The sequence below is a fragment of the Arsenophonus endosymbiont of Crataerina pallida genome, assembly GCF_964020125.1.
Taxonomy (GTDB): domain Bacteria; phylum Pseudomonadota; class Gammaproteobacteria; order Enterobacterales; family Enterobacteriaceae; genus Arsenophonus; species Arsenophonus nilaparvatae.
Genome location: NZ_OZ026540.1, coordinates 1,274,137 through 1,300,677, shown reverse-complemented (window position 1 = coordinate 1,300,677; position 26,541 = coordinate 1,274,137). Strand labels below are relative to the sequence as shown.

Sequence of the window (26,541 nt, the reverse complement as noted above, 5' to 3'; positions counted from 1 at the left end):
GTGTTATTGATTGATATCAATATCGGTGATAGGCCGGCAACTACAGGCTAATATCTCATCTTTATCAATCAAAGCTATTGGTTTATGACGATATGCCACTTTTCCTTTTCGCAGACGAACCCGGCAGGTACCACAAAAGCCTTCCCGACATTGAAATTCAATTTGAATTTTACTCTGTTCCAGAGCATCAAGTAGACTAGTATGTTGTTCGGAATGAAAAGGGATCAGTATGCCCTGCGCGTTGCGCAGGGTAATTTTATAGCTTGCCATAACGGTTATAACTCAAAGTTGCCCAATTCATCGGTATCGACCTGAGCATCAATTTGCCCTACCAAGTAAGAACTCACTTCTACTTCTTGTGGGGCCACCTGAACGTTATCAGAAACTAGCCAGGCGTTGATCCATGGGATTGGATTAGAACGCGTTTCGAAGGGTAATTTTAATCCAACCGCTTGCATGCGAATATTGGTAATATATTCGATGTATTGACATAAAATATCTTTATTAAGACCGATCATAGAACCATTCGAGAAGAGATATTCTGCCCACTCCTTTTCCTGTTCGGCGGCTTGCACAAACAATTTGTAACACGCTTCTTCACACTCTTTGGCAATGATGGCCATTTCAGGATCATCTTGACCAGAACGCATCAGGTTTAACATATGTTGGGTGCCGGTGAGATGCAAAGCTTCATCACGGGCAATCAATTTAATAATTTTAGCGTTTCCTTCCATCAATTCACGTTCAGCAAAGGCAAATGAGCAAGCGAAGCTGACATAAAAACGAATCGCTTCTAATGCATTAACGCTCATCAAACATAAATAGAGCTGCTTTTTCAAATCGTGTAAAGAAATAATGACATTTTTGCCATTAATTGTATGATTGCCCTCACCTAACATATGGTAATAGCTGGTCATCTCAATTAAATCGTCATAATAAGTAGAAATATCTTTTGCCCGCTTTAAAATTTCGTCATTAGTTACGATATCGTCAAAAATAATTGATGGGTCATTAACAATATTACGAATAATATGAGTATAAGAGCGCGAATGAATAGTTTCTGAAAATGACCAGGTTTCTATCCAGGTTTCAAGTTCAGGAATTGAAATAAGGGGCAGTAGTGCCACGTTAGGGCTACGTCCTTGAATAGAATCTAATAGTGTTTGATATTTTAAATTACTGATAAAAATGTGTTTTTCATGTTCAGGTAGCGCTTGATAATCAATACGATCACGAGAAACATCAATTTCTTCTGGGCGCCAGAAAAAAGAGAGTTGTTTTTCAATTAGCTGCTCGAAAATAGGATATTTTTGCTGATCATAACGGGCAACGTTGACAGGCTGTCCAAAGAACATCGGTTCTTGCAATTGATCGTTTTTGGTTTGCGAAAATGTTGTATATTGGTATTCCATACGTCCTCACGTTAAATCTTACAAGCGCCGCCATCACAATCGCTGTCAGCTGATTCAATCACCTCTTCAAGATCGGCTTGGCTATCCTCTGCACCATCACGAGTATTATGGTAATAAAGCGTTTTTAACCCATATTTATAAGCGAGTAACAAATCTTTCAGTAATTGATTCATTGGAACTTTATTATTTGGGAAGCGGGTTGGATCATAATTCGTATTAGCAGAAATTGATTGATCAATAAATTTTTGCATAATACCAACCAACTGCAAATAACCGTCATTGTTGGGCATTTGCCATAAAAGTTCATAATCATCTTTCAGGCGTTCGTATTCAGGTACAACTTGACGCAAAATACCATCTTTGGATGCTTTAATACTGATATAGCCTCGCGGTGGTTCAATGCCATTGGTAGCATTGGATATTTGCGAAGAAGTTTCTGATGGCATCAAGGCGGAAAGCGTTGAGTTACGCAAACCATATTGCTTGATATCTTTGCGTAAAGTTTGCCAATCATAATGTAGCGGTTCAGATGTTAGTGCATCTAATGATTTTTTATAACTATCAATCGGTAAAATACCTTTTGCATAAGTAGTTTCGTTAAACCATGGGCAAGCACCTTGCTCTTTTGCCAGTTCATTGGATGCTTTCAATAAATAATATTGGATCGCTTCAAAGGTTTTGTGGGTCAGATTATTGGCACTACCATCGGAGTAGTGAACGCCATGCTTAGCTAAATAATAAGCATAATTTATGACGCCAATACCTAAAGTACGACGACCCATAGAGCCTTTTTGCGCTGCAACAATCGGATAGTTTTGATAATCGAGCAGTGAATCTAATGCACGCACCGCTAATACCGCCAACTCTTCCAATTCATCCAATGAGGTAATGGCACCCAAATTAAAGGCGGAAAGAGTACAGAGAGCAATTTCACCATTTTCGTCGTTAACATCATTTAAGGGCCTGGTTGGCAAGGCGATTTCCAGACAGAGGTTTGATTGACGAATTGGCGCAACTTTAGCATCAAATGGACTATGAGTGTTACAGTGATCGACATTTTGAATATAAATACGTCCGGTTGACGCTCGCTCTTGCATCATAAGTGAAAATAGATCGAGCGCTTTAACGCGTTTTTGGCGTATGTTTGCGTCTTGCTCATATTTTAAATATAAACGTTCAAATTCGTTTTGATCAGCAAAAAATGCTTCATATAAGCCGGGCACATCAGAAGGGCTAAAGAGAGTAATTTCTTTACCTTTGATAAGGCGTTCATACATCAGTTTGTTAATTTGTACGCCATAGTCCAGATGACGAACACGATTACCTTCAACGCCACGGTTATTTTTCAATACTAATAGGCTTTCAACCTCTAAATGCCAGAGCGGATAAAATAGCGTAGCGGCACCACCACGTACGCCACCTTGAGAACAAGATTTTACCGCAGTTTGGAAATGTTTATAGAACGGGATACAGCCTGTATGAAACGCTTCACCTCCCCGAATTGGACTACCTAGTGCGCGAATATGGCCGGCATTAATACCAATACCGGCACGCTGAGAGACATATTTTACAATCGCGCTGGAAGTGGCATTAATTGAATCAAGGCTATCGCCGCATTCAATTAATACGCAAGAACTAAATTGGCGGGTTGGGGTGCGTACCCCCGCCATAATCGGGGTAGGTAGTGAAATTTTGAAAGTTGAGATTGCATCATAAAAACGATGAATATAGTTTAACCGCGTCTCTTTTGGATAGCGTGAAAAAAGGCATGCTGCAACAAGGATATAGAGAAACTGGGCACTTTCATAAATTTCACCGCTTACCCGGTTTTGTACTAAGTATTTGCCTTCTAATTGCTTAACTGCCGCATAGGAAAAATTCATGTCACGCCAGTGATCCAGAAAACTATCCATCTGCTCGAATTCTTCAGCTGTATAATCTGTCAGCAGATGCTTATCATATTTACCTATTTTAACCATATGCAAAACATGCTGATATAGTGCTGGTGGTTCAAATTGGCCATATGCTTTTTTGCGTAGATGGAAAATAGCTAATCGAGCTGCAAGATATTGGTAATCGGGTGTATCAGCTGAAATAAGATCTGCCGCCGCTTTGATCATGGTTTCGTGAATATCGGACGTTTTGATACCATCATAAAACTGGATCTGAGAACGTAGCTCTACTTGTGAAACGGATACATCTTTTAGGCCTTCAGCCGCCCAGGTAATGACTTTATGGATTTTATCAAGATCAATGCGCTCTTTATGTCCATCACGTTTAGTGACTAACAGACTTTGGTTCATGGGTAGATACACCTAAAGTTAACTAGCTAAATATTTATCGATCACTGCACTCAATGGTTAATAACAAAATACAAAACGGTGGGCTGTTAATAGCATATTATGTTTGTATTTTGAACTAAAATGGAGAGCAGTAAACACAATATATAGTGTTTGATTGCGTTTATACTAACAAGATAATGGTATTTGCTACTTTTATCAAGTCTATAAAAAATGGGGTTTTTAGCAATAATCGAGCGCTAAATTTTGTTAATTGGCCGATAACTCTGTGTGATAATAGAAGAATATTATAATTTATGTTACCGGCAATGGTGAAAAATAAATTTAATAATGGCCTACTGACTGCTGCTTTCTTCAGCAAATGTTAACAATTATTTGTATTTGACAAGTGCAACATATAATTAACATCAACATTCGAGCCTAACGCAAATTTGTCGCTGATCGGATTATAATGTAATCCGATCATATGCTGTTCTTGTAAAGAGGTTTTATCTATCCAACTGAGTAGCTCTGAAGGTCGAATAAATTTTTTTACATCATGAGTACCTTTGGGAACCATTTTTAAAATATGCTCAGCGGCAATAATTGCCAATAACCAGGCTTTTTTATTACGATTAATAGTAGAAAAAAATACATGACCGCCCGGTTTGACTAATTTTGCGCATGATTGAACGACAGACTCGGGATCGGGCACATGTTCCAGCATTTCCATACAGGTAACGATATCATAAGTTTTAGGGTATTTTTCGGCATGACTCTCAGCGGTTTCCTGTAGATAGTTGATCTGCATATTGCTTTCTAATACATGGAGCTTTGCGACTTCCAGCGGCTCTGCGGCCATATCAATTCCTGTCACCAGGGCGCCTTCTTTAGCCATACTTTCTGATAAAATTCCGCCGCCGCAGCCAATATCGAGTACTTTTTTACCAAACAGACCATTAGCCTGTTGCAGGATATAGTTTAAACGTAATGGATTAATCCGATGAAGAGGTTGGAATTCACTCGTTTCATCCCACCAACGAGTCGCAATAGAGCTAAATTTGTCGATTTCAGCTAGATCAACATTTGCCTCGCTGAGCGAATTCTTGTTATTCATCAGAAAATTTACTCCTTAATTTTTTTATTAACATAGACTGTATAATGGCATTAGGTCATTATACATGTTTTATTGATCATTATGCGTTTCCTGTTTTTATAAAATGGCGATTTTGTGGTATAATTTTACTCCTTAATGAATAAGGAGTATGAGGGACAGTGGCTCCATGAGTGACATAGCAAGAGAAATTACCCCGGTCAATATCGAAGAGGAGCTGAAAAGCTCTTATTTGGATTATGCGATGTCTGTAATTGTTGGACGCGCCCTTCCAGATGTACGAGATGGATTAAAGCCTGTTCACCGTCGCGTATTATATGCGATGAATGTGTTGGGCAATGATTGGAATAAACCGTACAAAAAATCAGCCCGTGTAGTCGGTGACGTCATTGGTAAATACCATCCTCATGGCGATAGCGCTGTTTATGATGCGATAGTACGTCTGGCACAACCTTTTTCAATGCGCTATATGCTAGTTGATGGGCAAGGTAATTTTGGCTCTGTTGATGGCGACTCTGCTGCAGCTATGCGTTATACCGAAGTACGCATGGCAAAAATTGCCCATGAATTGTTGGCAGATTTAGATAAAGAAACCGTTGATTTTATTCCTAACTATGATGGTACAGAGCAGATCCCTGATGTTATGCCAACGCGGGTGCCAAACTTGCTGGTTAACGGCTCTTCAGGTATCGCTGTTGGTATGGCTACCAATATTCCACCTCATAACCTTAGTGAAGTCATTGATGGCTGTCTGGCTTATATCAATGATGAAAATATTAGTATTGAAGGATTACTGGAGTATATTCCAGGTCCTGATTTTCCAACCGCTGCAATTATTAATGGTCGTCGCGGTATCATCGACGCATATCGGACGGGACGTGGTAAAGTCTATATCCGTGTACGAGCTAACGTTGAAGTTGATGATAAAAGTGGTCGTGAAACAATTATTGTCAATGAGATCCCTTATCAGGTTAATAAAGCTCGTTTAATTGAAAAAATTGCAGAATTGGTTAAAGATAAGCGTGTTGAAGGGATTAGCGCATTACGTGATGAATCTGATAAAGATGGCATGCGTATTGTTATTGAAGTAAAACGAGATGCAGTGGCGGAAGTGGTACTGAATAATTTGTATTCCCTCACTCAACTTCAAGTCTCATTTGGCATTAATATGGTTGCCTTATGTGATGGCCAGCCTAGACTTTTAAACTTAAAAGAAATTCTTGAAGCTTTTGTTCGCCATCGTAGAGAAGTGGTCACTCGACGGACTATTTTTGAATTGCGTAAAGCGCGTGAACGGGCTCATATTTTGGAAGCTCTCGCCGTCGCATTAGCAAATATTGATCCAATAATTGAACTTATCCGCCAAGCATCAACGCCTCATGAAGCGAAATTGGCTTTGATTGCTCGTCCTTGGCAATTAGGTAATGTTTCTGCCATGTTAGCCAGTGCAGGTGATAACGCTGCTCGCCCTGAATGGCTTGAACCCCAATACGGTGTGCGCGATGGTCAATATTATTTGACTGAACCGCAAGCTCAGGCAATTCTTGATTTGCGTTTGCAAAAATTAACTAGCTTAGAACATGACAAAATATTGGATGAATATAGTGAGCTGCTAAAACTGATTGCCACATTGCTATATATATTAACCAGCCCAGAACGGTTAATGGAAGTTATCCGTGAAGAGCTGGAAGCTGTTAAAGATCAGTATCGTGATGTCCGTCGCACGGAAATTACTGAAAATAGCGCGGATATTAATATCGAAGATTTAATTACCCAGGAAGATGTGGTTGTCACCTTATCACATCAGGGGTATGTTAAATATCAGCCACTATCTGATTACGAAGCACAGCGACGTGGGGGTAAAGGTAAGTCGGCAGCGCGTATCAAAGAAGAAGATTTTATTGAGCGTTTGTTAGTTGCCAATACCCATGACACAATTCTATGCTTCTCTAGCCGTGGCCGTCTCTATTGGATGAAAGTTTACCAATTACCCGAAGTTAGCCGTGGCGCACGTGGACGACCAATAGTCAATTTATTACCGTTAGAACAGAATGAACGTATTACCGCAATTTTGCCGGTACGTGAATTTGATGATGGTCATTATGTATTTATGGCAACCGCGAGTGGTACAGTTAAAAAGACATCACTAAAAGATTTTAGTCGTCCCAGAAGCGCCGGCATTATTGCAGTTAATCTTAATGATGGCGATGAGCTGATTGGCGTTGATTTGACTGCTGGTAAAAATGAGGTAATGCTTTTCTCTGCTGGTGGTAAAGTTGTTCGTTTTGCGGAAAATGCGGTTCGTCCTATGGGACGTACAGCAACGGGTGTTCGAGGTATTATGCTACAAGCTGGCGATAAGGTCGTTTCGCTGATTGTACCCCGTGGTGAAGGTGATATTTTAACCGTTACAGAAAATGGTTATGGCAAACGAACCGAGCAGAGTGAATACCCAACAAAATCTCGAGCTACTCAAGGTGTTATTTCCATTAAGGTTAGTGAACGTAACGGTAATGTGGTCGGAGCAATTCAGGTAGAAAAAACTGATCAAATCATGATGATCACGGATGCTGGTACTTTGGTGCGTACCCGAGTTGCAGAGGTTAGCATTGTCGGTAGAAATACTCAGGGTGTCACTTTGATTCGTACTGCTGAAGATGAAAAAGTAGTTGGTTTACAACGCGTTGTTGATCCTGAAGAAGAGGAAGATGATAACCAAACGTTAACAGAAGATACAATCAGCGTAAAAGTAGAGCCTGATATCAATAACGTAGAAAATCTTTCGCTTAATGAGTGATAAATTAGTTTTGTCTGAGCGGGCACAGTAGGTGCCCGTTTTTACACTTTATGTCAATTCATTATTAGTGATAACTTTTTATTATTCCGCTTAACGTATATGCTTTACCATTGATACACTTCTTTTATAGTTAGGACAGTGTTTGAGATATCTATCTTCATTTAGAACGTCATTGAAAATTTCTCGCTATTTGTTCCGTACTCTCGGCGTTATGCTGTGGGCAATGGGAGCTGTAATCACACTTTTTTATTTATTTAATATCTTTAATGAAGTTAAATCTGATATACATCAACAGTATTCATCTACTTATGACAGTATGGTTGAATATGTGCATTATACGGATAAAACCCTGCGATCAATCCAATATATGGTAGATAGCCATATCGAAAAATTAGCGCAAGATCCTAATTATACGCCTGTCTTGCCAAAACAACTTAATTTCACCTACTTACCCCTAACGGCAGATGCTGATTGTAGCAAATTGCATGAAACATCAAAGAGTTACTTAGTCGCATTTAATCAATTATTCTCTTTTTGGCGAAATAATATTGTGCCACCACAAGGTTTAAAAACGGTTTTTATTGTTGGCCCAGAAAGTAACTGCATGATTGATTTGGCTATCCGAAACAGTACTACCAGTCTTCAATCGTTTAAAAAAATAATCCATGAAAATATGCGGACTTATATGAGCTTGAGGGCACAAGGCAGAGAGCAAAATATTTATTGGATCACACCAGCGTCGGGAACTGATAATGGCTCTTTCTACATATTAGCGCCTATTTATGATAAAGGGACTTTGATTGGTCTAATTGGTCTAGAACGTTCAATACGCTTGGAGCAATTTAATTTACGCTATGAAAGGCCAATTAGTACCTTCGTTTTAAATGCAAATAATAGATTAGTATTACATTTTCCGTATGATAGTAATTTAAGATCTGATGATTATGTTTATCAGTTAGAAAACTTTCATTTTGGCTATGATAATGATTTTAGTCGATTAATTTATAAAAACCGCTTACTACCTTCGTTATTAAGTGTTGTTTTTTCTGTACCTATTAGTGATATTCTTAATGAATTTAAGCTGTCAATTATAAACGGCATTCTGTTAAATATAATCTCATTTATTTTAATTACTTTTTTGATCTGGCTATTAGAAAGGAAGATGTTATTACCAGCAGAAGATAATGCCATTCGTTTAGAAGAACATGAGCAATTTAATCATAAAATAGTGGCGTCGGCGCCGGTTGGTATCATTATTTTACGTCTTGTTGATGGTGTTAATATATTGAGTAATGAACTGGCCCATGATTATTTTCGATTATTAAGCCATGATGATAAAACCCGCATCCTATCAATTATTCAAGATAAATCTAGTAGTTATATTGATGTTGTTACTACCAGTCATACCCATTTACAAATAAGTTATGTTATTTCTCGTTATCAAAATAAGGAAGTGGCCATTTGTGTTTTGGTTGATATTAGTGCCCGTGTTCAGATGGAAAAATCTTTACATAATATGGCGCAGGCATCAGAGCAGGCTAACCAAGCCAAATCTATGTTTTTAGCAACCGTTAGCCATGAATTACGAACACCACTTTATGGCATCATTGGTAATTTAGAGTTATTGCAATCTTATGAATTGCCCATTCAAGCTGATCGCCTTTTGACGACAATGGATCACTCTTCATCATTATTATTAAAAATAATTAATGATATTTTAGATTTTTCAAAAATTGAATCTAAGCAACTTAATATTGATCCAGCACCGTTTAATTGTCGTGAAGTTTTCTCATTTACTATTTCTAATTATATTCCGCTGATAGGTAAAAAGGGTCTTTCGATTTATTACTATATTGATCCTAATGTGCCCGATATTATTAATGCCGATTCGGTTCGAGTACAGCAAATTGTTTCTAATATTCTCAGTAATGCGATTAAATTTACAAAAACTGGTTTTATTCTGTTAAATATTTTCATAAGAGATTTTTATATTTATATTGAAATTAGGGATACGGGGATTGGTATGCCTGATAATATATTAATGCAACTTTTTGATCCTTTCTTTCAGATTAAAGTTAATAATGAGAGTTTTTCCCAGGGCACTGGTTTGGGGTTACCTATTTGTGAAAAATTAATTAACTTAATGGATGGCGATATTGAAGTTAACAGCCAGGTTGGTATAGGTAGTAGTTTTACCGTTAGACTACCTTTGTTTGATAGTGAATATGTGGTTTGTCGCCACCCAGAATATCGGCAAAATTTTCGTATCGGTCTGTATTTTTTTAATCATCACCTGCGAGATTATCTACAAACTTATTTAGACTACAATGGCTTTAAGATAACGACAGTTTGCAATGAACACAGTAAAGATAAAATATATGATTTGATTATTACTGATTATGAAGGCTTGGTGGCTGAAAGCAAATTTACACTTAGGTTATTTTCAACTTTTATCGGTGAACCCCAGGAAAATGCGAAAAATGATTGGTTTCATAATACTTACCAACTTGATAAATTAGATGGTTTTATTGATCAATTAGTGATGGAAAATGGTGAGCAAGAGGTTGTTAATCCATCTTCAATAATGTCACTACCAGATAAAAAATTATGTTTTCTAACGGTATTGATTGTTGATGATCATCCAATTAATCGGAGTTTACTGGCTGATCAGCTGAAATCAATAGGCTTTAATATAGTACTTGCTGAAGATGGGCTAATCGCTTTGGATTATGTTCGACAAAATAATATAGATATCGTTTTGACAGATGTAAATATGCCTAATCTCGATGGCTATGGTTTGACAAAGTTAATTAGAGAAGAAGGTTATGCGATACCGATTGTTGCTTTAACGGCTAATGCCATGGCAGAAGAAAAGCAGCGTTGCTTAAGTGTAGGAATGGATGACTGTCTATCCAAACCGGTTACATTAAAAAAATTAAAGCAATCGCTATTGAAGTGTTGCGATGTTAGTATATTAGCAACACAAGAAAATAATGATTAAATACTATTTTAATATTCAAATGATTATTAATTTATAAAAACAGGATGGAAAACCGATTAACCTTATTCATTGCCCATAAGATTAGGATAAGATTAGGATCAATCAGTTTTTTATTTGTATCATATTACTAGTTAATTTCTTTCTCAATTGTGACTGAAGAAAGATAATTTAATAATGCTATATCATTTTCAACACCGAGTTTTAACATAGCCGACTTTTTTTGGCTACTAATTGTTTTAATACTTCGATTAAGTTTTTTTGCAATTTCGGTGACTAAAAAACCTTCCGCAAATAGGCGCAACACTTCACTTTCTTTTGGCGATAAACGTTTATCGCCATAACCATTCGCATTAACTTTCTCCAATAATTTCGATACATTTTCAGGAGTGAATTTTTTTCCTTTTTGTAAAGCTGATAATGCCTTTGGTAAGTCAGCAGGAGCGCCTTGTTTCAATACGATGCCTTCGATATCTAAATCTAACACAGCACTGAGTATTGCAGGATTATTATTCATGGTAAGGACAATTATTGATAGGTTAGGGTAGTGGCGTTTAATGTATTTAATTAATGTAATTCCATCACCGTATTTATCACCGGGCATCGAAAGATCAGTAATTAGAATATCTGCTTTAAGTTTGGCTATATTATTGATAAGAGATGTGGAATCTTCAAATTGACCAACCAAATTAATTCCCTCGATTTGCTCAAGAGATTTTCGTATACCAAATAGTACAATAGGATGATCATCAGCGATAATGACATTAAGGTTATTCATTTTATTGGTTGCCCTCTGGCATTAGTTTTTTGATAAAGATATCAATATCTCTAATGCTATTTAAAATCTCAAATTCATTATTATCTGCTATGTGCTGTTCTAATTGCTCACATGCTTTTTTAAGAAGCTCAAAGTTCAGCATAGCAAAAACACCTTTTAGTCTATGTGCTATATCTTTTAGTTTTTTTAAGTTACCTTTTTCTTGGTTAGTATACAGCTTATTAATATCTATAGGTACTGTAGTAAGGAATAAATTACGATAGTCACTATCAGAAAGCTCTTTTTTATAATCCTCAAGGATTATAAGGTTTGAATTATTGTTATGATTGATGATAGTAAATATTGATTTATCGGTTGATTCTTGCTCCGCAATCAAATTATCTTCGATTAAGATAGAAATTGCATTAATAAGTTCATCATTAAAATTGAAATTACATTTTATCAAATTTTGTTTTACTACTCTATAATTAATAATATTATCAACAAGGTAAATTGTCGGTTTATTATATTCTGTTTTATGATCAGTTATAAATAAATCATAGGATGAATGACAATTATTTTTAGCTATATCAGAATAATTAGCTCCATAAGTCATTAAATGCTGCTGGATAATTTTATGAATTTCAGGATTTCTAATATCAAGAAGTATATTAATACCATCAAGAAGTGGTAATGACTTGGAACTTTGTTCATTTTCTAATTCTAAGGGCAATGTCACTGTATAATGAGAACCGATTCCAACTTTACTTTTTATGAAAAATTCACCTTTCATACGGTAACATAGCTGATGACATAGATAAAATGTCATTCCTGAATTGGATAGGGTTCCGTCATTATTTGTTGAACTAGCAAAAGGCATGTGGATATTTGCTAGATCCATTGCATTAAGTCCTATACCGCTATCAATGATCTCGAGGGATAGTCGTTTAGTTGCATAGTTTACTATGACAGTAATTTTGCCAAAATTAGTTGTATTGATTGAATAACTCAATAGAAGTGAAATTATTTTAAATAAAGTGTTATTATTTGTGGTGATGTGTTGTTCATAATTTAAATTATTATGATAGTAAAGTGAAAGACCTTTGTTGATAAGCAGTGATATTTTTTCTTTTAGTATTTTATTCATCATCTCAGCGATTGAGACAGGTTTAAATTCATTTGGTTGCTCTAATTTCCATTCACCAGATTCAATGGTATTAAGTAAAGCAATATTATCTATCCAGTTAACAATATAATGTGTTCTAATTAATGATTCATTAATTAAATATTTTATGTTGTGCTCATCAGAGGTTTCTTTGATTTGGTTAATAAGACTATTAATTTCTATAATGGGAGTATGGATCTCTTTACACATGTTAGACAACATCGAGCGTCGGACTTGAATATTTTTTTCATGCTCATGTTTAGCCATTAGTAATTTTTTATTTGTTAGTGCTTCTTTATCTTGATCATGAATAAAAAACATATAAGTATTATCTAATAATTGATTATTAAGTAATTTTATTTCATAAATAGTATCTTCAATTGAAATTTGAATAGCCCCATGATGCTGGATTGCCATGTCACGAATACGTATCAAGTCCATATGGGGTAAAAGTAATTCAGCTATTCCATTACTCATAATTTTGCGATTGGTTGTGAAATTATAAAGTAGAAAACCAATAGGAATATTTGAAATAATATAGTTGCTAATTGTGTTTGTAATTTGTATCTCGTGAAACATATTTTGGTTAGGGGCAACAAAACGTGTCCTGATATACAAGCTGCCAACAATAGAGATGGTTGTAAAAAAACAAATGGCGATTATGGCCCACAAATTATTATATAAAAGATCCCACAAGATATCTTTAATTGGTAATTGATATACTAGCCGGTAAGTTGTTCCGGGAATGGGTTGGGTAAATTGTAGTGAGAGACCATTAAATTCAATATCAACTAGGTTTCCATTGTTGTGTATTATGTCATTTGAAAAGGTAATTGATAAGTATTCAGGATTAATATTTTTTGAGAGTAATAAATTTATTGGTAATTCAAAAGTTATAATGGTAGTCAATTGGCCTGGTGAGTTGAACATTGTGCGGTAAGTATAATAGTATGAATTATCAGGGCGTGTACGATGAATATTTGACAAGCTTTCTCGTTTGTCTATAGCCGATGATAATGTCAACATCTCAGAGCGTTTTTCTTCTGCGGTTAAAGTTAAATAACTCTCTTTATAGCGAATCTCTGGTTTTAATATCGAATGGGTAGTTACCAGCAAAAGTGTATTATCAGGACCATTGAGATAGTACATCGAGCTGTATTCATTTTTAGCTCCCCAGATTATGCCCATATAGTTAGATAGTTTATAGGCCAGATTAGTATTATTTTGCCTGCCAAAAATAATGGCATCGACATGACGCTCGTAGTTATTGATCCAAAAAAAATCAGGGCGCAATTTTATGGGTAAGGGGGTATCACTCTTAGTTTCATCCTCGCCATCGTTTGCAATGTAATAGAGTTGACTTGCGTAATAACGGTAATCTTCAATTTCATATTCAAGTTGTTTAGTGATGTTACTGAGCGCGTTTTGACTATTATTGATCCAATTATGAAAGTAATTGTAGGCAAATAGAAATAACAATAATACAAGCGAGCTGATAAACATTATAAAAAAGCGGGTTAGCGATGAAAGTTGTAAGGTTGGTTGTTTATAATCCATTGGTAGAAGAGGCGCCTTTTTATTAAACATGAAGAAAAAAAATAGTATGTTGATTACTATTTAAACAATTCTGTCTTATTATTTTAACAGGTAATTTCGGATAGTATAATTTTAATGATCAAACTTTGAGCAAGCGATGAAAAAAATAGTATTTTTTTATATTAAGGTCTAGACAAGGTCATCACATTTCGCCATAATTCCGCGCCATGGAAGGATGGCCGAGCGGTCAAAGGCAGCGGTCTTGAAAACCGCCGATGGGAAACCATCCTAGAGTTCGAATCTCTATCCTTGCGCCAAATTCGCCGGCTTAGCTCAGTTGGTAGAGCAACTGACTTGTAATCAGTAGGTCACCAGTTCGACTCCGGTAGCCGGCACCAAATAAATCAATGGGTTATCCAGTTATAGAGATTTCATTGAAGTTTGTTTGTGACATATTTGTGTCATTTACATTCATAAGAGCATCGATTTTTTTAGCATGTTCGGTCAGGTGATTTGGTGCTAGGTGGGCATACCTACGCACCATCTCAATTGACTCCCAACCCCCCATTTCCTGTAATGCTGATAGTGGGACGCCAGATTGCACTAACCAGCTAGCCCAAGTATGCCTCAAATCATGGAAACGGAAGTTTTCAATTCCTGCTCGGCGTAACCCTGTTTTCCAAGCAGTGTTATCATCAACTCGCATTTTCCTTACTTTCTCTGTTGGTGTTCCATCCGCTCTATGCCATGCTTTTGTGTGCACGAAAACCCAATGATGATGTTTTCCTATTTGCCCAGTTAATACTTTGCAGGCTGTATTATTCAAGGCGACACCAATCGCTTTTGCTTCATCAGGATGGATCCAGGCAACTTTTCTTTGTAAGTCAATTTGTGACCATTCAAGATTAAGGATGTTAGATCTTCTTAATCCAGTTGCTAGTGCAAAAACAACGATTGGTTTAAATGTATTGGGCATACATTGTATTAATCTATTTGCCTCTTCTTTTGTTAGCCATCTTATTCGTATATCTTTTTGCTGCTTTATTTTAATAATTGGCGATCGTTCAAGCCATTTCCAATTATTGACGGCAGCGCGAAATAATGATCTAAGAAAAGATAAATATCTGGCTTTTGTTGCCTGTGAAGCTGGTTTCGATTGATAAGGATTTATTATATTTCCATTTCTTTTAGCAGATTCGTATTTTCTTTTCCAAACTTGTTTATGCTTACGATTTATCATATTTGATGTAGCATTAAGAATATCAGTTTCTGTTATGCTTGAAAGTTTCCTATTGGAGAAAAAAGTCATAAAATATTCGATTTTACTTTTGTCATCGTCTAACGATTTTTTGTGTTCTTTTTCTTGTAACCATCTAAGACAAGCATCATTGAAAGTAACTGATGGGAATTCACCCAATTTGCTTATTCTCCATGATTCTGATTTTAGGTTGTCATATAGCTCCTGCGCTTGCTTCTTGTCCGATGTGCCAAGGCTTCTTCTAATTCTTTGTCCCGCTGCGGTAACAAAGTCACAGTGCCATGTACCATTTCTTTGTTTGATTGACATGATTTAAATCTCTTATTTGATTTAATCTGACAATCACCACTCACCAGGCAATTTTGATGATTATCATAAACATATTCAAGACATGAGGATTTTAATATTTCCCAAGAACCACCTTTTTTTTCGCTTTTAGCAGCTTTTAATCTACCGTTTGCTATTAAGTCATATATTTTTCTTTTTGATTTGCATAAAAAATCAGCCGCTTTTTTAACATCAAATACTTCATCGTTAATATCGATTTGCATACCGTAATATTCCTTAGTATTGATTAATGGTTTTTTGTAGATAATTAATTTAGTGGAATGTTGATGTTATTTTCAGGCGCTTCATCGCCCCATAAATCCCATCCTGGCGTTTTGTCTCTGGCAAAAAGCTCAATGCGACTTACATCACCGTATAGTTTCTGTAGCCTGAAATGGACTTCTTTTGGTTTTTTGCTGTGATTATCCATGCATGAATAGATAACTTGTTTTATTGATGCATCCTTGCGTTCTAATCCTTTTCCCCTGATTGCAATTAAGCAGTCTTCTGAATTACTACGAGTGTAATTACCTAATCCGAGCCGCGTCTCATGATTAAGTAATTTCATAAAATTAAAGAAATCTTGGGGTGGATGTTTATCTATTCGCTGTTGAGCTTTTTTATTTAGTTTTATCCAGGTAAAGCACTTCATTGTTTTTACAGTGAATCCCCATGCTTCGGCTAATTTAATCGCTTCCAGTGCAAAGTTACCGGTATACCACATACACAGAACTGAATTTTCATTGACGATAGTTTCTATTGGAAGGCGTGTAAGACTGTAAACGTGAGTGGTGTTATGATTATTGGCTGCGCCATTTGATACTTTGTTTTTGTACTGCCACGGTGGATCGGCTAGAATTAAATCATATTTTTTCATTACCTCTAACCTATAAAAAAACCTGCGGATGCAGGTATTAAGTTTGTTATTAAGTGTAGCTATATTTAATTAGATATTTTTATGCGGTTTATAAAAATAATAAAATCAATAAGTTATACTATTAGATTGAAACCTTGGTCAAAACAGGTATTTTGGTATTAACCTATTGTTATAGCTATATATTCTGTTATAAAATTATGGTTTACTGCCGTATAGGCAGCTTAGAAGATGCCATGGAAGCTACTGAAAGTTATAAAAAAGTTTACTGCCGTATAGGCAGCTTAGAAGCAATCATTTTTACATCAAAAGGATTAAGAAATGTTTACTACCAAGTAGGTAGCTTAGAAAAATACAAGGATATGGACAATGTCGATGTCGGATGTTAACTGCCACACAGGCAGTTAACACAGTAATTATTTTATGTTTTTAAGCTGATTTATATTTAGTTATTCAATTCTAATTCTTGGACAAGGGAAGAGATGGTTTCCACTCTTATTTTTGATATATTCATATTATTATTAACATGATCCATTAATTCCATATAGCTATTGAATTCCTTTTCAACCTTAATCCAATTATTTGATTCTTTAGTTAAAAAAGATAAGTAATATTTTTGTTTCATTTCAAAGTGACAATTTTTCATATTTAAATTCTCTTGGTGGTGATTATTTAATTGATTAGAATTATAAAAAATAAATACAATAAATTTGTAAGAATTGTTATTAGATAATAATGTTATTTTCGTTTTGAATTTTAAGAAGTGATCACATTTTTATAATTTTTACTATTAAAACTTACGTTAATTTTATCTAGCTAATAACAAAACCAATATCGCCAATAATATGGTTAATATAATTGGCAGAACTTTTATTTTTTCCTGACGAGAAAAACTATCACTATTTAGTTTATAGCGGAGTTCTTGCTGCTTAAGCATGTTCATATGATTTACTCGTGAGTGAATAGGTTATTGAGAGATTATTTTCTGGTGTTAAAAGTTTTTATTTTTGATTGAAAGGTTCTCTTGGTTGGTGATTAAATTTATGCCAGCCGTCAGTTAAAATTATCGATTCATAATTGTTTCGACGCTCAGCAATATTTAATTCAACAGCTAAAGCATGCAGTTCATGTCGTCTTTTGATATTTTCCAGGCAAATCCAGTCTGCATCAGCATTTCTTTTCTGCATTTGTCGCGGAGTCATGTCTTTATGTGTAGGTGAATTTAGTTTTTTTAGTCGGTTTAAATCAGATTTCATCTCACGCAACATTTTAATCATTGCGTCTATACGTATTATATCGTTCATAATTTATTCCCCAATAAACAAACTTCCCGACGAAAGTTTGTTTATTTTTGTTAATTTGCTTATTTGAAACTATTTCTTAACGTAAATAGCTCTGGCGTTAACATCAATCAGCTGTTTAAATTTCTGCTTGAATTTATCAGCGGCAAGTAGGCATGTTGTTTCAGTGCTAAACTCCTGCGTGTTGATAGTAGAAAATTTGCTGTCAGAATACTGATTTGCGTACATTGCTAGAATGAGTATCCACATAATGATTTACCTCGCATATTTCTGAAAAATAGAGAGTGGTATTTATGATTTTTTGCGATGCTTTGGATTATTTTTATTTGCGTTTTTGATGGTACTTTTCCCTTTGAAAAAAGTTGGATTTTGCGCTTTGGCGGTTAGCCATAAATTTAATTCTTCGCGCCGCCAGACACTACAGCGTTTGGTTAAATAGATGCGTTTGGGAAATTCTCCCTTAGCTTCAAGGGAGTCAATGGTGCTACGTGAAAGGCCAGTTTTTGCATATACTTCAGCGCGACTGACAATATCGTCCAGGGTAATTACTGCTGTTAAATCCATAATGCGTTATCTCAAGCGGAATATAGCCGCTAATCCAGAGGTTATTGATATTCATATTTCATGTCATTTAGCGTTATGCTAAATGCGTCATATAATTCAGTGCCTAGTTTCCTTTTGCTCGCTTCAAAAGTTTGTAGCACTTTATTAAAAGCCATTTTTGCTTCCTCAGATCCACCAGCTGGCAGGCTATTAATCATTGCTTCCAAATTGTTGTGGGCATCAATTCGATGATATGACTGAACAGATTTATTTTTTAGTTCCGTATAGATAGCAGTACTCATTACTGATTTAAGTTCTTCAACTTTTGCTCTTATGCTAGTTGCCTGCTCTAATGTTTTTGCGGCATTAATCTGATGACGGATTTCATCAGCGTTAAAGCTTTCGTTAACGATTTCATCTGGTTTAACTTCGGCTTTATCAGCGTTAGCGCTATTGGCTTGCACCGGTTGTTGCTCGGTGATCTCTGACAGTGGAATACGCTCTTTTTTGGGCGTGATATCTTTTACCGCTCGTTCTTCCAGTTCATCAGGGGTGTATACGCCCATGATCACTTCTGGACAGTACAAGCGTGACCAATACTTAACAGCCAAATAAGCGATTTGTTGTTTAGGCATTGTTTTCCATAGCGGTGAATTTCTGGTTTGTACATCGGCCAGGTACACAGGTTCACCCCATGTGATCTCTTTTTCACCCCGGAGCACTGCGCCGACTCGAATGTATAATCCCGCTTCGTCGTGCTGATCTTTTTTACCGACAATCTTTTCCCAATCGCCGCCGTATTCGTAATGAAAACGACCTGTAACTACGTTTGAGCTGGTTATCACGGCGTTAACTAACTGAGCTTCATAACCTAACGTACCATTGATTAAATGTGTTTTTTGACCGACTACAAACGGATCCATTCCCCAGCGTGATGCTTGCATGGTAATAGCGAGGCAATCGGATGGTTTATTTTGCAAATGCTTTGGTACTGTTGCGGTGCCGGATGCCATTAACTCAGCAAAGCGAATGATCCTATCGAGTGAGTCAGAATTGAATAATAGCGATGAGTTATTCATTACAGCAGATTGCTGTTGGTTGCTGATAGCGATTTCAGACATATGCTAGTTACCTCTAATTTGATAAGTGCCTAGCCGTAAGCAGGGCGTTAGAATTGATTAAGCTACTTCTAATTGAAGTTCTTCTAACTTGCGTGATTCAAAGTCAGTAAGTTTGATAGTGAGTGTGTCGGTGATTGGTGCTGGCCAGTCGCCAGTGTTCATTGAATTATTAATATCGCGTAGCGTCTTTTTGTACTCCAAGCGACCAAGTTCTAGTAACTCTGGTGAAGCCTCCACGATAGCAACCCAATGGTAATTTTCGTCTTTGTTAACAAATATCCAAAAGAATTGATCCAGCATGGCGATATCACAGTACATAGCCGCGCTAATGTGATAATCACGATTAACAATTTCACGTTTGATCACACTTGCCATTGCGTCTTGTTTAAATCTGCCTAACGACGCGGATTTCAAATCAAAGCCAATGCGATGATCATCTGATAACTGAATTTCAAGATCGGGCCGTACTCGAATTTCTAAACCGGTGTTTTCATCAATGCCGTAGTAACTGACTTCTACCGCTTTATTGGGATGATTAACTAGCTTGCCAGTTTCTGGATGATCAAAGACGGCTTGTTGCATCGCTTTAGCTAATTGATATTGCTCATCAGTAACACAAATACGTGAATTATCATTTATCCATGCTTGTATTAATTCATCAGCAAATACCGCATCAGGATTAATGGATTTGATAATCTGTATTAGCTCTTCTTTTTTGCCGCTGGTTTTTAGCGGGTTTGGTTTTTTACGCTCAAGATTTGCTAAATCTGCATCGATAATTTGTATCTGCTCAAGCAGATTTTCTTTATTACCTGTTGTTTTTAATGGCACAGGCAGCGTTGCATTGTAAGTCTTAATGCAAGCTTTCATTGCAATAGATGTGTGTTTATTGTCACCAGGGATTGTTTTAAATGCTTCCGGTAATGACATATAGATATTGCCAATTTCTTCCAAGCTGCCAGATAATGAAAGTGGCTCTGGTAGTGTGGCATTATGTTGCTCAATAATTGCTTTTAGTTCATCTAGGCTCATTGGTTGAGGTAATTTGGCATTATACTCCTCAAGCCATTTTTTCATTGAATCGATATTGGTGAATGCATTATCGGGTATTGCTGGTTGTAAGCTAAATTCTGTCGCGACTTTTGCCGGCTCTAAAACTAGTGTGTGGAATAAGTTACCAAAATCTAACGCTTCGGATCGCTCAAATTGAATTTCTTTAGTAATGTGGCGGCGATGATAATACATCAGGCTGATACGCGCATCTTTCAGCATGGTACTGCTAATGCCATTTGAAGTGTGGTAAACATTATTGGCTATATCTATGTATCGGCCAGGTTAAAAATAAACCTTTTGTTTATCTTTATTGGTGGCATTAATCAAAGCAAAATAGTCTTTTTTACATTTTGTTGATTGATATTGATGGATGTTGTTGATCACATAACACAGGGCATGAATAAATTGATGGTCGTCTAATTCAAATAAATGTTTTGATGAACTGCCGGCTAAGATCATTTGAAAAATTAAATCATCATATTTTGCCAATTCGCCGTTTGATTTATCACCACTAATACGTGCGATTAAATCATCGACTTGTTGTTCGGTTGGTGTGTGGTTGGTACAGCAGATTAAAATTGCGATGGCTAAATTGGTATTTAACCGTGTTTGGCTATTATCCGATCCCATATACTGCTCCTTATTAAATTATATAAAAATAAACAATTTGTTTATCTTTTGTGGCATTAAAAAATCCGCTAGTTAAGCGGGTTAGCAGAGATTTACTCACCATAGGCCACCCATTGAATGACCTATAATTAGTACTTTTTGCTAGTTTGCGCATCATTGCCGTTCATCATTGGACAGTAGCCCGCCTGCGTCGGGAGCTAAGACGCTGTAAGTAAATGGCTGTCCTTAGTAACCGCCTCCCGTTATAATCCGGTGTATGTATATTCCCCGACCCGCAAAACTTCTCTTCCAGATAGATGACGGCTGGAACCGGTTACTCATGAAATACGGCTCTTCCGTTCCCGAATGGACTAAACTGGTCGTCGAACGGATGCTCGCCTGTGGCACCGGTGCTATGGGTATCCGTCGTTATTGCTGCGACTCCCCTGACTGCCCGCACACCAAATATTTCTGTCAGAGCTGCAAAAGCAAAGGCTGCAGCGCCTGCGGGATGAAAGCCACCGAACAGTGGATAGCCGAGCAGCAACACATTTTGCCAGACTGCGAATGGCAGCACATCACTTTCACTATGCCCGATAAACTCTGGCCGGCATTTAATCACAACTGGCCATTACTGAATCAGTTGTTTGCCTGTGCCGCTCGAACCCTGCTGAAATGGGCAGAAAAACTCAATATCGAAATCGGGTTGTTTGTCGCCCTACATACTTACGGGCGTCAGCTTAACCAACACCCGCATATCCATTTATCGGTGACCCGCGGCGGATTATGCCGCAAACACGACGTCTGGCGACCGGTTTTCTTCAAAAAGAAAGTAGTAGAGCGGTACTGGCGCCGGGCTGTCATCGCGTTACTTCGAGAGAATTACGGCGGGCTGAATTTACCTGCTGCCGGCTATGTGCATATCCGCGACTACCGGGAATGGTGTCAGTTTCTGGAATCACAGTACCAGCGGCGCTGGAAAATTCACTTTGCGAAAAAAACCAAACATGCCCGACAAAATGTCAATTATCTTGGCCGTTACCTGAAACGCCCGCCGGTTGCAGCCTCAAAACTGCGTCATTATAACGGCGGCACTGTTGTCCATCATTACTATGATCACCGGACGGGAAAGCACCGCACCCAATATCTGAGCCAGGAAGCAATGTTGTTGCGCTACATCAGCCATATCCCGTCACAGCATTTTAAGATGGTGCGGTATTACGGCTTTCTGGCCAACCGGAAACGGGGGATTTTGCTGCCGAAAGTCTATGCGGCACTGGGTATGCAGGTGAAGAAAAAACCGCATAAACCGGGCTTTGCGTCGCTGATGAAACACTTTACGAATGTGGATCCGTATCAATGCATATTATGTGGGAGCCGGATGATTTTTAACAGCGTACAGGTGGGTATCAGAGCAGAAGTATTACTGGAAATGCGCCGTAAGATAGTCAAAAAGGCGCGATGGTTACGGAAAACCGCGTAGGGAAGATCTAACTAAATTCAATTTATTGTATAAAAAAACCTCTGGTTGACGAAAAGCCAGGCAACTACTTGATGGTGAAACTAGAGATCGGTCATCCGTATCAGCAATTAAGGTCAGAAAAAAAGAAATAATTAACATTCAATTTCCTAACCATGAACCCGCCGAGCACCCGACGCAGGGTTTATAGTCGCGCCGTTCGACTGTGACGTTAACCTATTTGGTTAACATATGATAAATAATAACCCTTAAATGATAGTTGTCAATGGTAAAAAGCAAAAAAGATAAACAAATAGTTTATCTTATGGGGGTTTAGTTCTTGAAAGGATATTTGTTGGTATAACTAGCGGTTATTTTTGATATTTATTGATAATAAACTCAATGAAGTCGTTGATTTTTTCTTTTTCTGACCAAGGGAGGTCAGCATACTTTTTATGATCATACTGCAAGATATCTTTATCATTAGGTGGGATCAGCAATTCATATGGTTTACGACCAAGCGCGTTGGCGATAGCTTCAAGGCTATCGATAGTGGCGCTGGCTTCATTTTTGACAATACGGTTAATGGTTGACTGTCCCAGCTTGGATTTTACTGAAAGTTGTGCCTGAGATTTTATGCCATCGATTAACATAAATGTGGTGAGATTATCGCTAACTATCTTACCGATAACGGTGTTTGCTCGATTTGAATTCGAATCTTCAACATTTCCACCAAGATGATCGGAATCCATCCAGTATTTAGGAAGGCGAGCGATATACTCTATTTTACGTGCGGTATGATCACTAATGTCGCGGTGACTTTTCAAATCTGACGACGATAAATAACGTGAGATTACGTTAGGCGCACATTCTAATGCTTCTGCCAGTCTTCTCTGCTTGCCATCGTAATATTTTTCGATGATATAAATTAAGTTGTCTCGACGTATATCACGAATACTTTTCACAATTTATCCTCGTTAATTATATTTCATTCACTAATGTTTAATCTGTTTATATTTATTAAAGCGGTAATAAACATTTCGGTAAATGCAAAAAATGTTTACAATTTTCTTGTTGTTTATCTTTTTGAGGATGGTATGAAAAATTTTAACTTTAAAAAATTTTGGAATAGTTTGAGCAAATTAGAAAGAAAAGCTTTTGCAAAACGGGTTGGGCTAAGTGAAAAATATATTGCTATTCATATAAGATATTTAACAAGAAATGTTAGTTTACAGTCAGTTATAAAACTGCATAAAACATGTAATGAGTTTGGTATCAATGTTTCGTTAGAGAAATTTATGCAATATTTCATTAAATAATCACGTTGTCTGCCAGGCGATTTTTTTGTTTATAATGATAAATAAATATCCGTTTATGGTTAATTTATTTTTGTTTGCTATTTATTCTTACTGCATAAATGAGTATGAACAAGGAAAAATAATGAAAATTATTAGTAGAAAAGAAGCCGTTGAATTTGGGCAAACGCGTTTTTATACTGGCAAACCGTGTAAGAAAGGACACATTGCAGAGCGTTTCACAAGTAACGGTGTTTGCGTTACCTGTGCGGCAAAACATGCATCAGATTATCGCAAAGAGATTAACCGGCTGTTGCAGCAGGCAAGAAAAATGGTGAGGGCGGCTCAGGAGGTTAGTTAATGGCCAGTAGCTGGATAAAGGTTGAAGTCATAACCCCAGATAAGCCTGAGATTTATCAAATTGCCGAGATACTCAGTATCGATCCTGATGCTGTATTGGGAAAGTTGATAAGAGTTTGGGCTTGGGCTGATTTACAAACCTTGGACGGTAACGCTGGTAGCGTTACCAAAAGTGTACTAGATCGTCTTACTTTTGTTATTGGTTTTGCTGATGCATTAATTCAGGTTGGCTGGATGAGAGAAATAGATGGCAAATTGATATTGCCTAATTTTGACCGCCATAACGGAGAATCTTCGAAAAAACGGGCACTTACAAACCGAAGAGTTGCAGAACATAGGAAAAAAAAGAAAAAAAGTGTAACGCATGAAGCGTTACAAAATGAGTTACCAAAAGCGTTACCAGAGAGAGAGGAAGAAGAAGAATATATAAAACATACTCTCTCTAACGAGATCGCAGAAAATTTTGAATTTTCACGAACAGAAAAATTTGTAGTTTGTTCGGGTTGGCAACCTGATGCAGATTTTTTACAGAAAGCGGCCTATTGGGGAACAGTACTTGATACCCCCGTTACACAAACTGAATTAGCGGAATTTATTGGCTATTGGTGCGCAGAGGGAAAAGCAAAACATCACGACCAATGGCAAATCACACTGGCAAAGAGTTTGAAGTATCAACGTTCAAAACAACGAAAAGGGGCACGACATGCACAATCATCATTCAAATCTGATCCCTCGTCAGGAAAATCCAAAGCTATGCAGAAGTTCTATCAACAAGTCAGAGAAACATACGGCTCAGAAGCTGTTGAAGCTTTGGAAGCAGATGATCGATCTTTATGGCGAGAAATGGACGAACAAGAACGGAACGACGCCGTCATTGATGTGGAAGCAAGCGATAAGCGCATTAAGTGATGCTCAGTTAGAATTAATTTTCAAACTCTGTCTAGCGCGTTGTATGAACGGTAATCCATGGCCGCCAGAACTATCTGATGTTATCGCCGAGCTATCGACTAAATCAGTAAAACAGGATCCTTTTGGTATTAATGATCATAGTATGCTTAACGATTGGAAACGTTACTGCAGAGATAAGGGAATGTATGATAGTGTTGAGTTCTACCCGTTCCGCCATCCAGTTCAGTATTGGATTTTTACTGATCTGCATAGGAAAATGATCGATATGTGTTTGACTGAGGGTGAGATTGAAAAACAGTTGAAAAAAATGCTGATAGATTGGTCAGAGCGGGTAGCCAACGGAGGGTCAATACCCAAACCTATTATACGCTTAGCTGATCGAACACGACCACGGCCCGCTTGGATGGATATTGTTGAAAGGGATAAAAAGAAAACCTAATCAGGCTAGATTTTTTATTGCCATAATAATAAACATTTTGTTTAGTATGAGTGAAAAATTTTATCAAATATGGTTTGTTATCTGGCGGGATTTGGCTGTTGGTTTTAAGCGAAAAGTTAACGGTAATGTTACCCGAAAATAAATAAAATCATGAACTTATTACCATTTGGTAAGTTGGTGATTGTAATGCGTAAAGCTTGATTAACAGTGGTAAGGAGTTATGACTATGAAATTAACAATTAAGAAAAACACATTATTAGCGTTATTGCGTTGTCAGGCGCGCAGTGATGTTAGGTATTATCTTAATGGGATCTGTTTTCGTGTTGACGGCAAGGTTGTTTCTACCGACGGCTATGTTCTTGCTTATGGTCAACATGAAAATCAAATTGAAAATGAGGTGATCATAGCGATAGATAAATTATCAACAAAACAATTCGAATATGCCGTCATTAATAGGGAAGAAAATATATGCCAACTGTACGACGAAAATGAGGTATTAGTTGGCGTAACAATGGCTAAGTTAATTGATGGCAACTATCCAGATATCGATAGATTAATCAACAGAGTCACAACTAATTTACATCAAAATGGTGTTTGTCAAATCGGTTTTAATGCCGGATTTTTAGCAAAGTTAGAGAAGATAGCTAAGTTATTTAATCCTCAATTTCCTGCAGTAAAACTGCTGTTAACGTTGGAAACTGATGCCTGCTTGTGTGAACTGGGTAACAACTATGAGCAGATGAACGTGTTGGTTATGCCAGCTAAGATTTGATCATGGCATCGGTGAGACATTTCATGAAGCAGAGTGATAGATCACGAGAAAGAAAAAATGAGGAAAACAACCATGCTAATGCGTTACTTTAAATTTGTACTGTTTTGGTTAGTTATTGTTTTGCTGATTGGGTTATGGGGGTATTATTGTGCTTAAGACAAAT

Annotated in this window: 25 protein-coding genes and 2 tRNA genes; 11 read left to right on the top strand and 16 right to left on the bottom strand. The window is 37.0% G+C overall.

Annotated features, from left to right (window positions below; genetic code table 11):
- Positions 1 to 3: 3 nt before the first annotated feature.
- The 4 genes from yfaE to ubiG all read right to left on the bottom strand — a co-directional run bounded on the left by yfaE (position 4) and on the right by ubiG (position 4,808).
- Entirely contained in the window at positions 4 to 270 is a 267-nt protein-coding gene (yfaE, locus tag AACL31_RS06785) for a class I ribonucleotide reductase maintenance protein YfaE (RefSeq protein ID WP_310511391.1), read from the bottom strand.
- A gap of 5 nt (positions 271 to 275) precedes the next feature.
- Positions 276 to 1,412 (bottom strand): class Ia ribonucleoside-diphosphate reductase subunit beta, encoded by a 1,137-nt coding sequence (nrdB, locus tag AACL31_RS06780; protein WP_032114657.1) that lies wholly within the window; start codon positions 1,410 to 1,412, stop codon positions 276 to 278.
- Between the two features lie 11 nt (positions 1,413 to 1,423).
- The gene (gene nrdA / locus AACL31_RS06775) at positions 1,424 to 3,715 is read right to left on the bottom strand and encodes a class 1a ribonucleoside-diphosphate reductase subunit alpha (RefSeq protein WP_310511390.1); all 2,292 of its coding nucleotides are present in this window, start codon (positions 3,713 to 3,715) and stop codon (positions 1,424 to 1,426) included.
- Positions 3,716 to 4,076: 361 nt separating this feature from the next.
- Complete coding sequence (ubiG, locus tag AACL31_RS06770; RefSeq protein ID WP_310511389.1) at positions 4,077 to 4,808, bottom strand: bifunctional 2-polyprenyl-6-hydroxyphenol methylase/3-demethylubiquinol 3-O-methyltransferase UbiG; 732 nt, start codon at positions 4,806 to 4,808, stop codon at positions 4,077 to 4,079.
- Between the two features lie 166 nt (positions 4,809 to 4,974).
- Between ubiG and gyrA the strand changes: the two genes are divergently transcribed.
- Together gyrA and rcsC are read left to right on the top strand one after the other, a co-directional pair.
- Positions 4,975 to 7,602: a DNA topoisomerase (ATP-hydrolyzing) subunit A gene (gene gyrA / locus AACL31_RS06765; RefSeq protein ID WP_310511388.1), complete on the top strand. Its 2,628-nt coding sequence runs from the start codon at positions 4,975 to 4,977 to the stop codon at positions 7,600 to 7,602.
- A gap of 142 nt (positions 7,603 to 7,744) precedes the next feature.
- Complete coding sequence (gene rcsC / locus AACL31_RS06760; RefSeq protein WP_310511387.1) at positions 7,745 to 10,603, top strand: two-component system sensor histidine kinase RcsC; 2,859 nt, start codon at positions 7,745 to 7,747, stop codon at positions 10,601 to 10,603.
- Positions 10,604 to 10,730: 127 nt separating this feature from the next.
- Here the strand turns inward: rcsC and rcsB are convergent, their stop codons facing one another.
- Together rcsB and rcsD are read right to left on the bottom strand one after the other, a co-directional pair.
- Positions 10,731 to 11,378: a response regulator transcription factor RcsB gene (rcsB, locus tag AACL31_RS06755; RefSeq protein WP_032114652.1), complete on the bottom strand. Its 648-nt coding sequence runs from the start codon at positions 11,376 to 11,378 to the stop codon at positions 10,731 to 10,733.
- A gap of 1 nt (position 11,379) precedes the next feature.
- Positions 11,380 to 14,079 carry a phosphotransferase RcsD gene (gene rcsD, locus AACL31_RS06750; protein WP_310511386.1) on the bottom strand — a complete coding sequence of 900 codons (2,700 nt, stop codon included), beginning with the start codon at positions 14,077 to 14,079 and terminating at the stop codon, positions 11,380 to 11,382.
- Positions 14,080 to 14,287: 208 nt separating this feature from the next.
- Between rcsD and AACL31_RS06745 the strand changes: the two genes are divergently transcribed.
- Positions 14,288 to 14,375, top strand: a tRNA-Ser gene (locus AACL31_RS06745).
- A gap of 5 nt (positions 14,376 to 14,380) precedes the next feature.
- Positions 14,381 to 14,456, top strand: a tRNA-Thr gene (locus AACL31_RS06740).
- Between the two features lie 14 nt (positions 14,457 to 14,470).
- On the opposite strand, the gene AACL31_RS06735 is transcribed toward AACL31_RS06740, so the two are convergent.
- Genes AACL31_RS06735 through AACL31_RS06725 form a run of 3 tightly spaced genes read right to left on the bottom strand, consistent with a single transcriptional unit; the run spans position 14,471 to position 16,520 of the window.
- The gene (locus tag AACL31_RS06735) at positions 14,471 to 15,619 is read right to left on the bottom strand and encodes a site-specific integrase (RefSeq protein ID WP_310511440.1); all 1,149 of its coding nucleotides are present in this window, start codon (positions 15,617 to 15,619) and stop codon (positions 14,471 to 14,473) included.
- The gene (locus AACL31_RS06730) at positions 15,502 to 15,867 is read right to left on the bottom strand and encodes a helix-turn-helix domain-containing protein (RefSeq protein ID WP_310511385.1); all 366 of its coding nucleotides are present in this window, start codon (positions 15,865 to 15,867) and stop codon (positions 15,502 to 15,504) included. The genes AACL31_RS06735 and AACL31_RS06730 overlap by 118 nt, the downstream gene beginning before the upstream one ends.
- Positions 15,868 to 15,911: 44 nt before the next feature.
- Positions 15,912 to 16,520, bottom strand: coding sequence for an MT-A70 family methyltransferase (locus tag AACL31_RS06725; RefSeq protein ID WP_339053879.1), 609 nt, complete (start codon positions 16,518 to 16,520; stop codon positions 15,912 to 15,914).
- 233 nt (positions 16,521 to 16,753) lie between these two features.
- On the opposite strand from AACL31_RS06725, the gene AACL31_RS06720 reads away from it, so the two are divergent.
- A complete protein-coding gene (locus AACL31_RS06720) occupies positions 16,754 to 16,906 on the top strand; it encodes a hypothetical protein (RefSeq protein WP_310511383.1) in 153 nt (50 codons plus the stop codon).
- Positions 16,907 to 17,518: 612 nt separating this feature from the next.
- Here AACL31_RS06720 and AACL31_RS06715 read toward each other — a convergent pair.
- The 6 genes from AACL31_RS06715 to AACL31_RS06690 all read right to left on the bottom strand — a co-directional run bounded on the left by AACL31_RS06715 (position 17,519) and on the right by AACL31_RS06690 (position 21,165).
- Complete coding sequence (locus AACL31_RS06715) at positions 17,519 to 17,821, bottom strand: regulator (protein WP_310511382.1); 303 nt, start codon at positions 17,819 to 17,821, stop codon at positions 17,519 to 17,521.
- 69 nt (positions 17,822 to 17,890) lie between these two features.
- Positions 17,891 to 18,067: a hypothetical protein gene (locus tag AACL31_RS06710; protein WP_310511381.1), complete on the bottom strand. Its 177-nt coding sequence runs from the start codon at positions 18,065 to 18,067 to the stop codon at positions 17,891 to 17,893.
- A gap of 42 nt (positions 18,068 to 18,109) precedes the next feature.
- A complete protein-coding gene (locus AACL31_RS06705; protein WP_310511380.1) occupies positions 18,110 to 18,382 on the bottom strand; it encodes a helix-turn-helix transcriptional regulator in 273 nt (90 codons plus the stop codon).
- A 41-nt stretch (positions 18,383 to 18,423) separates the two neighbouring features.
- Positions 18,424 to 19,482: a RecT family recombinase gene (locus AACL31_RS06700; protein ID WP_310511379.1), complete on the bottom strand. Its 1,059-nt coding sequence runs from the start codon at positions 19,480 to 19,482 to the stop codon at positions 18,424 to 18,426.
- 57 nt (positions 19,483 to 19,539) lie between these two features.
- Positions 19,540 to 20,754, bottom strand: a complete 1,215-nt coding sequence (locus AACL31_RS06695) for a PD-(D/E)XK nuclease-like domain-containing protein (protein ID WP_310511378.1) — start codon at positions 20,752 to 20,754, stop codon at positions 19,540 to 19,542.
- 63 nt (positions 20,755 to 20,817) lie between these two features.
- Positions 20,818 to 21,165 (bottom strand): hypothetical protein, encoded by a 348-nt coding sequence (locus tag AACL31_RS06690; protein WP_310511377.1) that lies wholly within the window; start codon positions 21,163 to 21,165, stop codon positions 20,818 to 20,820.
- A 256-nt stretch (positions 21,166 to 21,421) separates the two neighbouring features.
- Between AACL31_RS06690 and AACL31_RS06685 the strand changes: the two genes are divergently transcribed.
- On the top strand, positions 21,422 to 22,627 hold the full coding sequence (locus tag AACL31_RS06685; RefSeq protein WP_339053442.1) for an IS91 family transposase: 1,206 nt from the start codon (positions 21,422 to 21,424) through the stop codon (positions 22,625 to 22,627).
- Positions 22,628 to 22,974: 347 nt separating this feature from the next.
- Here the strand turns inward: AACL31_RS06685 and AACL31_RS06680 are convergent, their stop codons facing one another.
- A complete protein-coding gene (locus AACL31_RS06680) occupies positions 22,975 to 23,568 on the bottom strand; it encodes a helix-turn-helix transcriptional regulator (protein ID WP_339053878.1) in 594 nt (197 codons plus the stop codon).
- A gap of 132 nt (positions 23,569 to 23,700) precedes the next feature.
- On the opposite strand from AACL31_RS06680, the gene AACL31_RS06675 reads away from it, so the two are divergent.
- The 5 genes from AACL31_RS06675 (at position 23,701) to AACL31_RS06655 (ending at position 26,378) form a co-directional block, all read left to right on the top strand.
- On the top strand, positions 23,701 to 23,922 hold the full coding sequence (locus tag AACL31_RS06675; protein ID WP_339053877.1) for a hypothetical protein: 222 nt from the start codon (positions 23,701 to 23,703) through the stop codon (positions 23,920 to 23,922).
- 121 nt (positions 23,923 to 24,043) lie between these two features.
- Entirely contained in the window at positions 24,044 to 24,259 is a 216-nt protein-coding gene (locus tag AACL31_RS06670) for a hypothetical protein (RefSeq protein ID WP_339053876.1), read from the top strand.
- Positions 24,259 to 25,167 (top strand): DnaT-like ssDNA-binding domain-containing protein, encoded by a 909-nt coding sequence (locus AACL31_RS06665; RefSeq protein ID WP_339053875.1) that lies wholly within the window; start codon positions 24,259 to 24,261, stop codon positions 25,165 to 25,167. The genes AACL31_RS06670 and AACL31_RS06665 overlap by 1 nt, the downstream gene beginning before the upstream one ends.
- Complete coding sequence (locus AACL31_RS06660; protein ID WP_339053874.1) at positions 25,136 to 25,606, top strand: replication protein P; 471 nt, start codon at positions 25,136 to 25,138, stop codon at positions 25,604 to 25,606. Before AACL31_RS06665 ends, AACL31_RS06660 begins: the two co-directional genes overlap by 32 nt.
- Positions 25,607 to 25,832: 226 nt before the next feature.
- Complete coding sequence (locus tag AACL31_RS06655) at positions 25,833 to 26,378, top strand: hypothetical protein (RefSeq protein WP_339053873.1); 546 nt, start codon at positions 25,833 to 25,835, stop codon at positions 26,376 to 26,378.
- The last annotated feature ends 163 nt before the right edge of the window (positions 26,379 to 26,541 follow it).

Bases quoted from the DNA above. Each gene is read 5' to 3' on its own strand.
- yfaE (WP_310511391.1), bottom strand. From the start codon at position 270: ATGGCAAGCTATAAAATTACCCTGCGCAACGCGCAGGGCATACTGATC.
- nrdB (WP_032114657.1), bottom strand. From the start codon at position 1,412: ATGGAATACCAATATACAACATTTTCGCAAACCAAAAACGATCAATTG.
- nrdA (WP_310511390.1), bottom strand. From the start codon at position 3,715: ATGAACCAAAGTCTGTTAGTCACTAAACGTGATGGACATAAAGAGCGC.
- ubiG (WP_310511389.1), bottom strand. From the start codon at position 4,808: ATGAATAACAAGAATTCGCTCAGCGAGGCAAATGTTGATCTAGCTGAA.
- gyrA (WP_310511388.1), top strand. From the start codon at position 4,975: ATGAGTGACATAGCAAGAGAAATTACCCCGGTCAATATCGAAGAGGAG.
- rcsB (WP_032114652.1), bottom strand. From the start codon at position 11,378: ATGAATAACCTTAATGTCATTATCGCTGATGATCATCCTATTGTACTA.
- rcsD (WP_310511386.1), bottom strand. From the start codon at position 14,079: ATGGATTATAAACAACCAACCTTACAACTTTCATCGCTAACCCGCTTT.
- AACL31_RS06730 (WP_310511385.1), bottom strand. From the start codon at position 15,867: ATGCAAATCGATATTAACGATGAAGTATTTGATGTTAAAAAAGCGGCT.
- AACL31_RS06725 (WP_339053879.1), bottom strand. From the start codon at position 16,520: ATGAAAAAATATGATTTAATTCTAGCCGATCCACCGTGGCAGTACAAA.
- AACL31_RS06720 (WP_310511383.1), top strand. From the start codon at position 16,754: ATGGAAGCTACTGAAAGTTATAAAAAAGTTTACTGCCGTATAGGCAGC.
- AACL31_RS06715 (WP_310511382.1), bottom strand. From the start codon at position 17,821: ATGAACGATATAATACGTATAGACGCAATGATTAAAATGTTGCGTGAG.
- AACL31_RS06710 (WP_310511381.1), bottom strand. From the start codon at position 18,067: ATGTGGATACTCATTCTAGCAATGTACGCAAATCAGTATTCTGACAGC.
- AACL31_RS06705 (WP_310511380.1), bottom strand. From the start codon at position 18,382: ATGGATTTAACAGCAGTAATTACCCTGGACGATATTGTCAGTCGCGCT.
- AACL31_RS06700 (WP_310511379.1), bottom strand. From the start codon at position 19,482: ATGTCTGAAATCGCTATCAGCAACCAACAGCAATCTGCTGTAATGAAT.
- AACL31_RS06695 (WP_310511378.1), bottom strand. From the start codon at position 20,754: ATGCTGAAAGATGCGCGTATCAGCCTGATGTATTATCATCGCCGCCAC.
- AACL31_RS06690 (WP_310511377.1), bottom strand. From the start codon at position 21,165: ATGGGATCGGATAATAGCCAAACACGGTTAAATACCAATTTAGCCATC.
- AACL31_RS06685 (WP_339053442.1), top strand. From the start codon at position 21,422: ATGTATATTCCCCGACCCGCAAAACTTCTCTTCCAGATAGATGACGGC.
- AACL31_RS06675 (WP_339053877.1), top strand. From the start codon at position 23,701: ATGAAAAATTTTAACTTTAAAAAATTTTGGAATAGTTTGAGCAAATTA.
- AACL31_RS06670 (WP_339053876.1), top strand. From the start codon at position 24,044: ATGAAAATTATTAGTAGAAAAGAAGCCGTTGAATTTGGGCAAACGCGT.
- AACL31_RS06665 (WP_339053875.1), top strand. From the start codon at position 24,259: ATGGCCAGTAGCTGGATAAAGGTTGAAGTCATAACCCCAGATAAGCCT.
- AACL31_RS06660 (WP_339053874.1), top strand. From the start codon at position 25,136: ATGTGGAAGCAAGCGATAAGCGCATTAAGTGATGCTCAGTTAGAATTA.
- AACL31_RS06655 (WP_339053873.1), top strand. From the start codon at position 25,833: ATGAAATTAACAATTAAGAAAAACACATTATTAGCGTTATTGCGTTGT.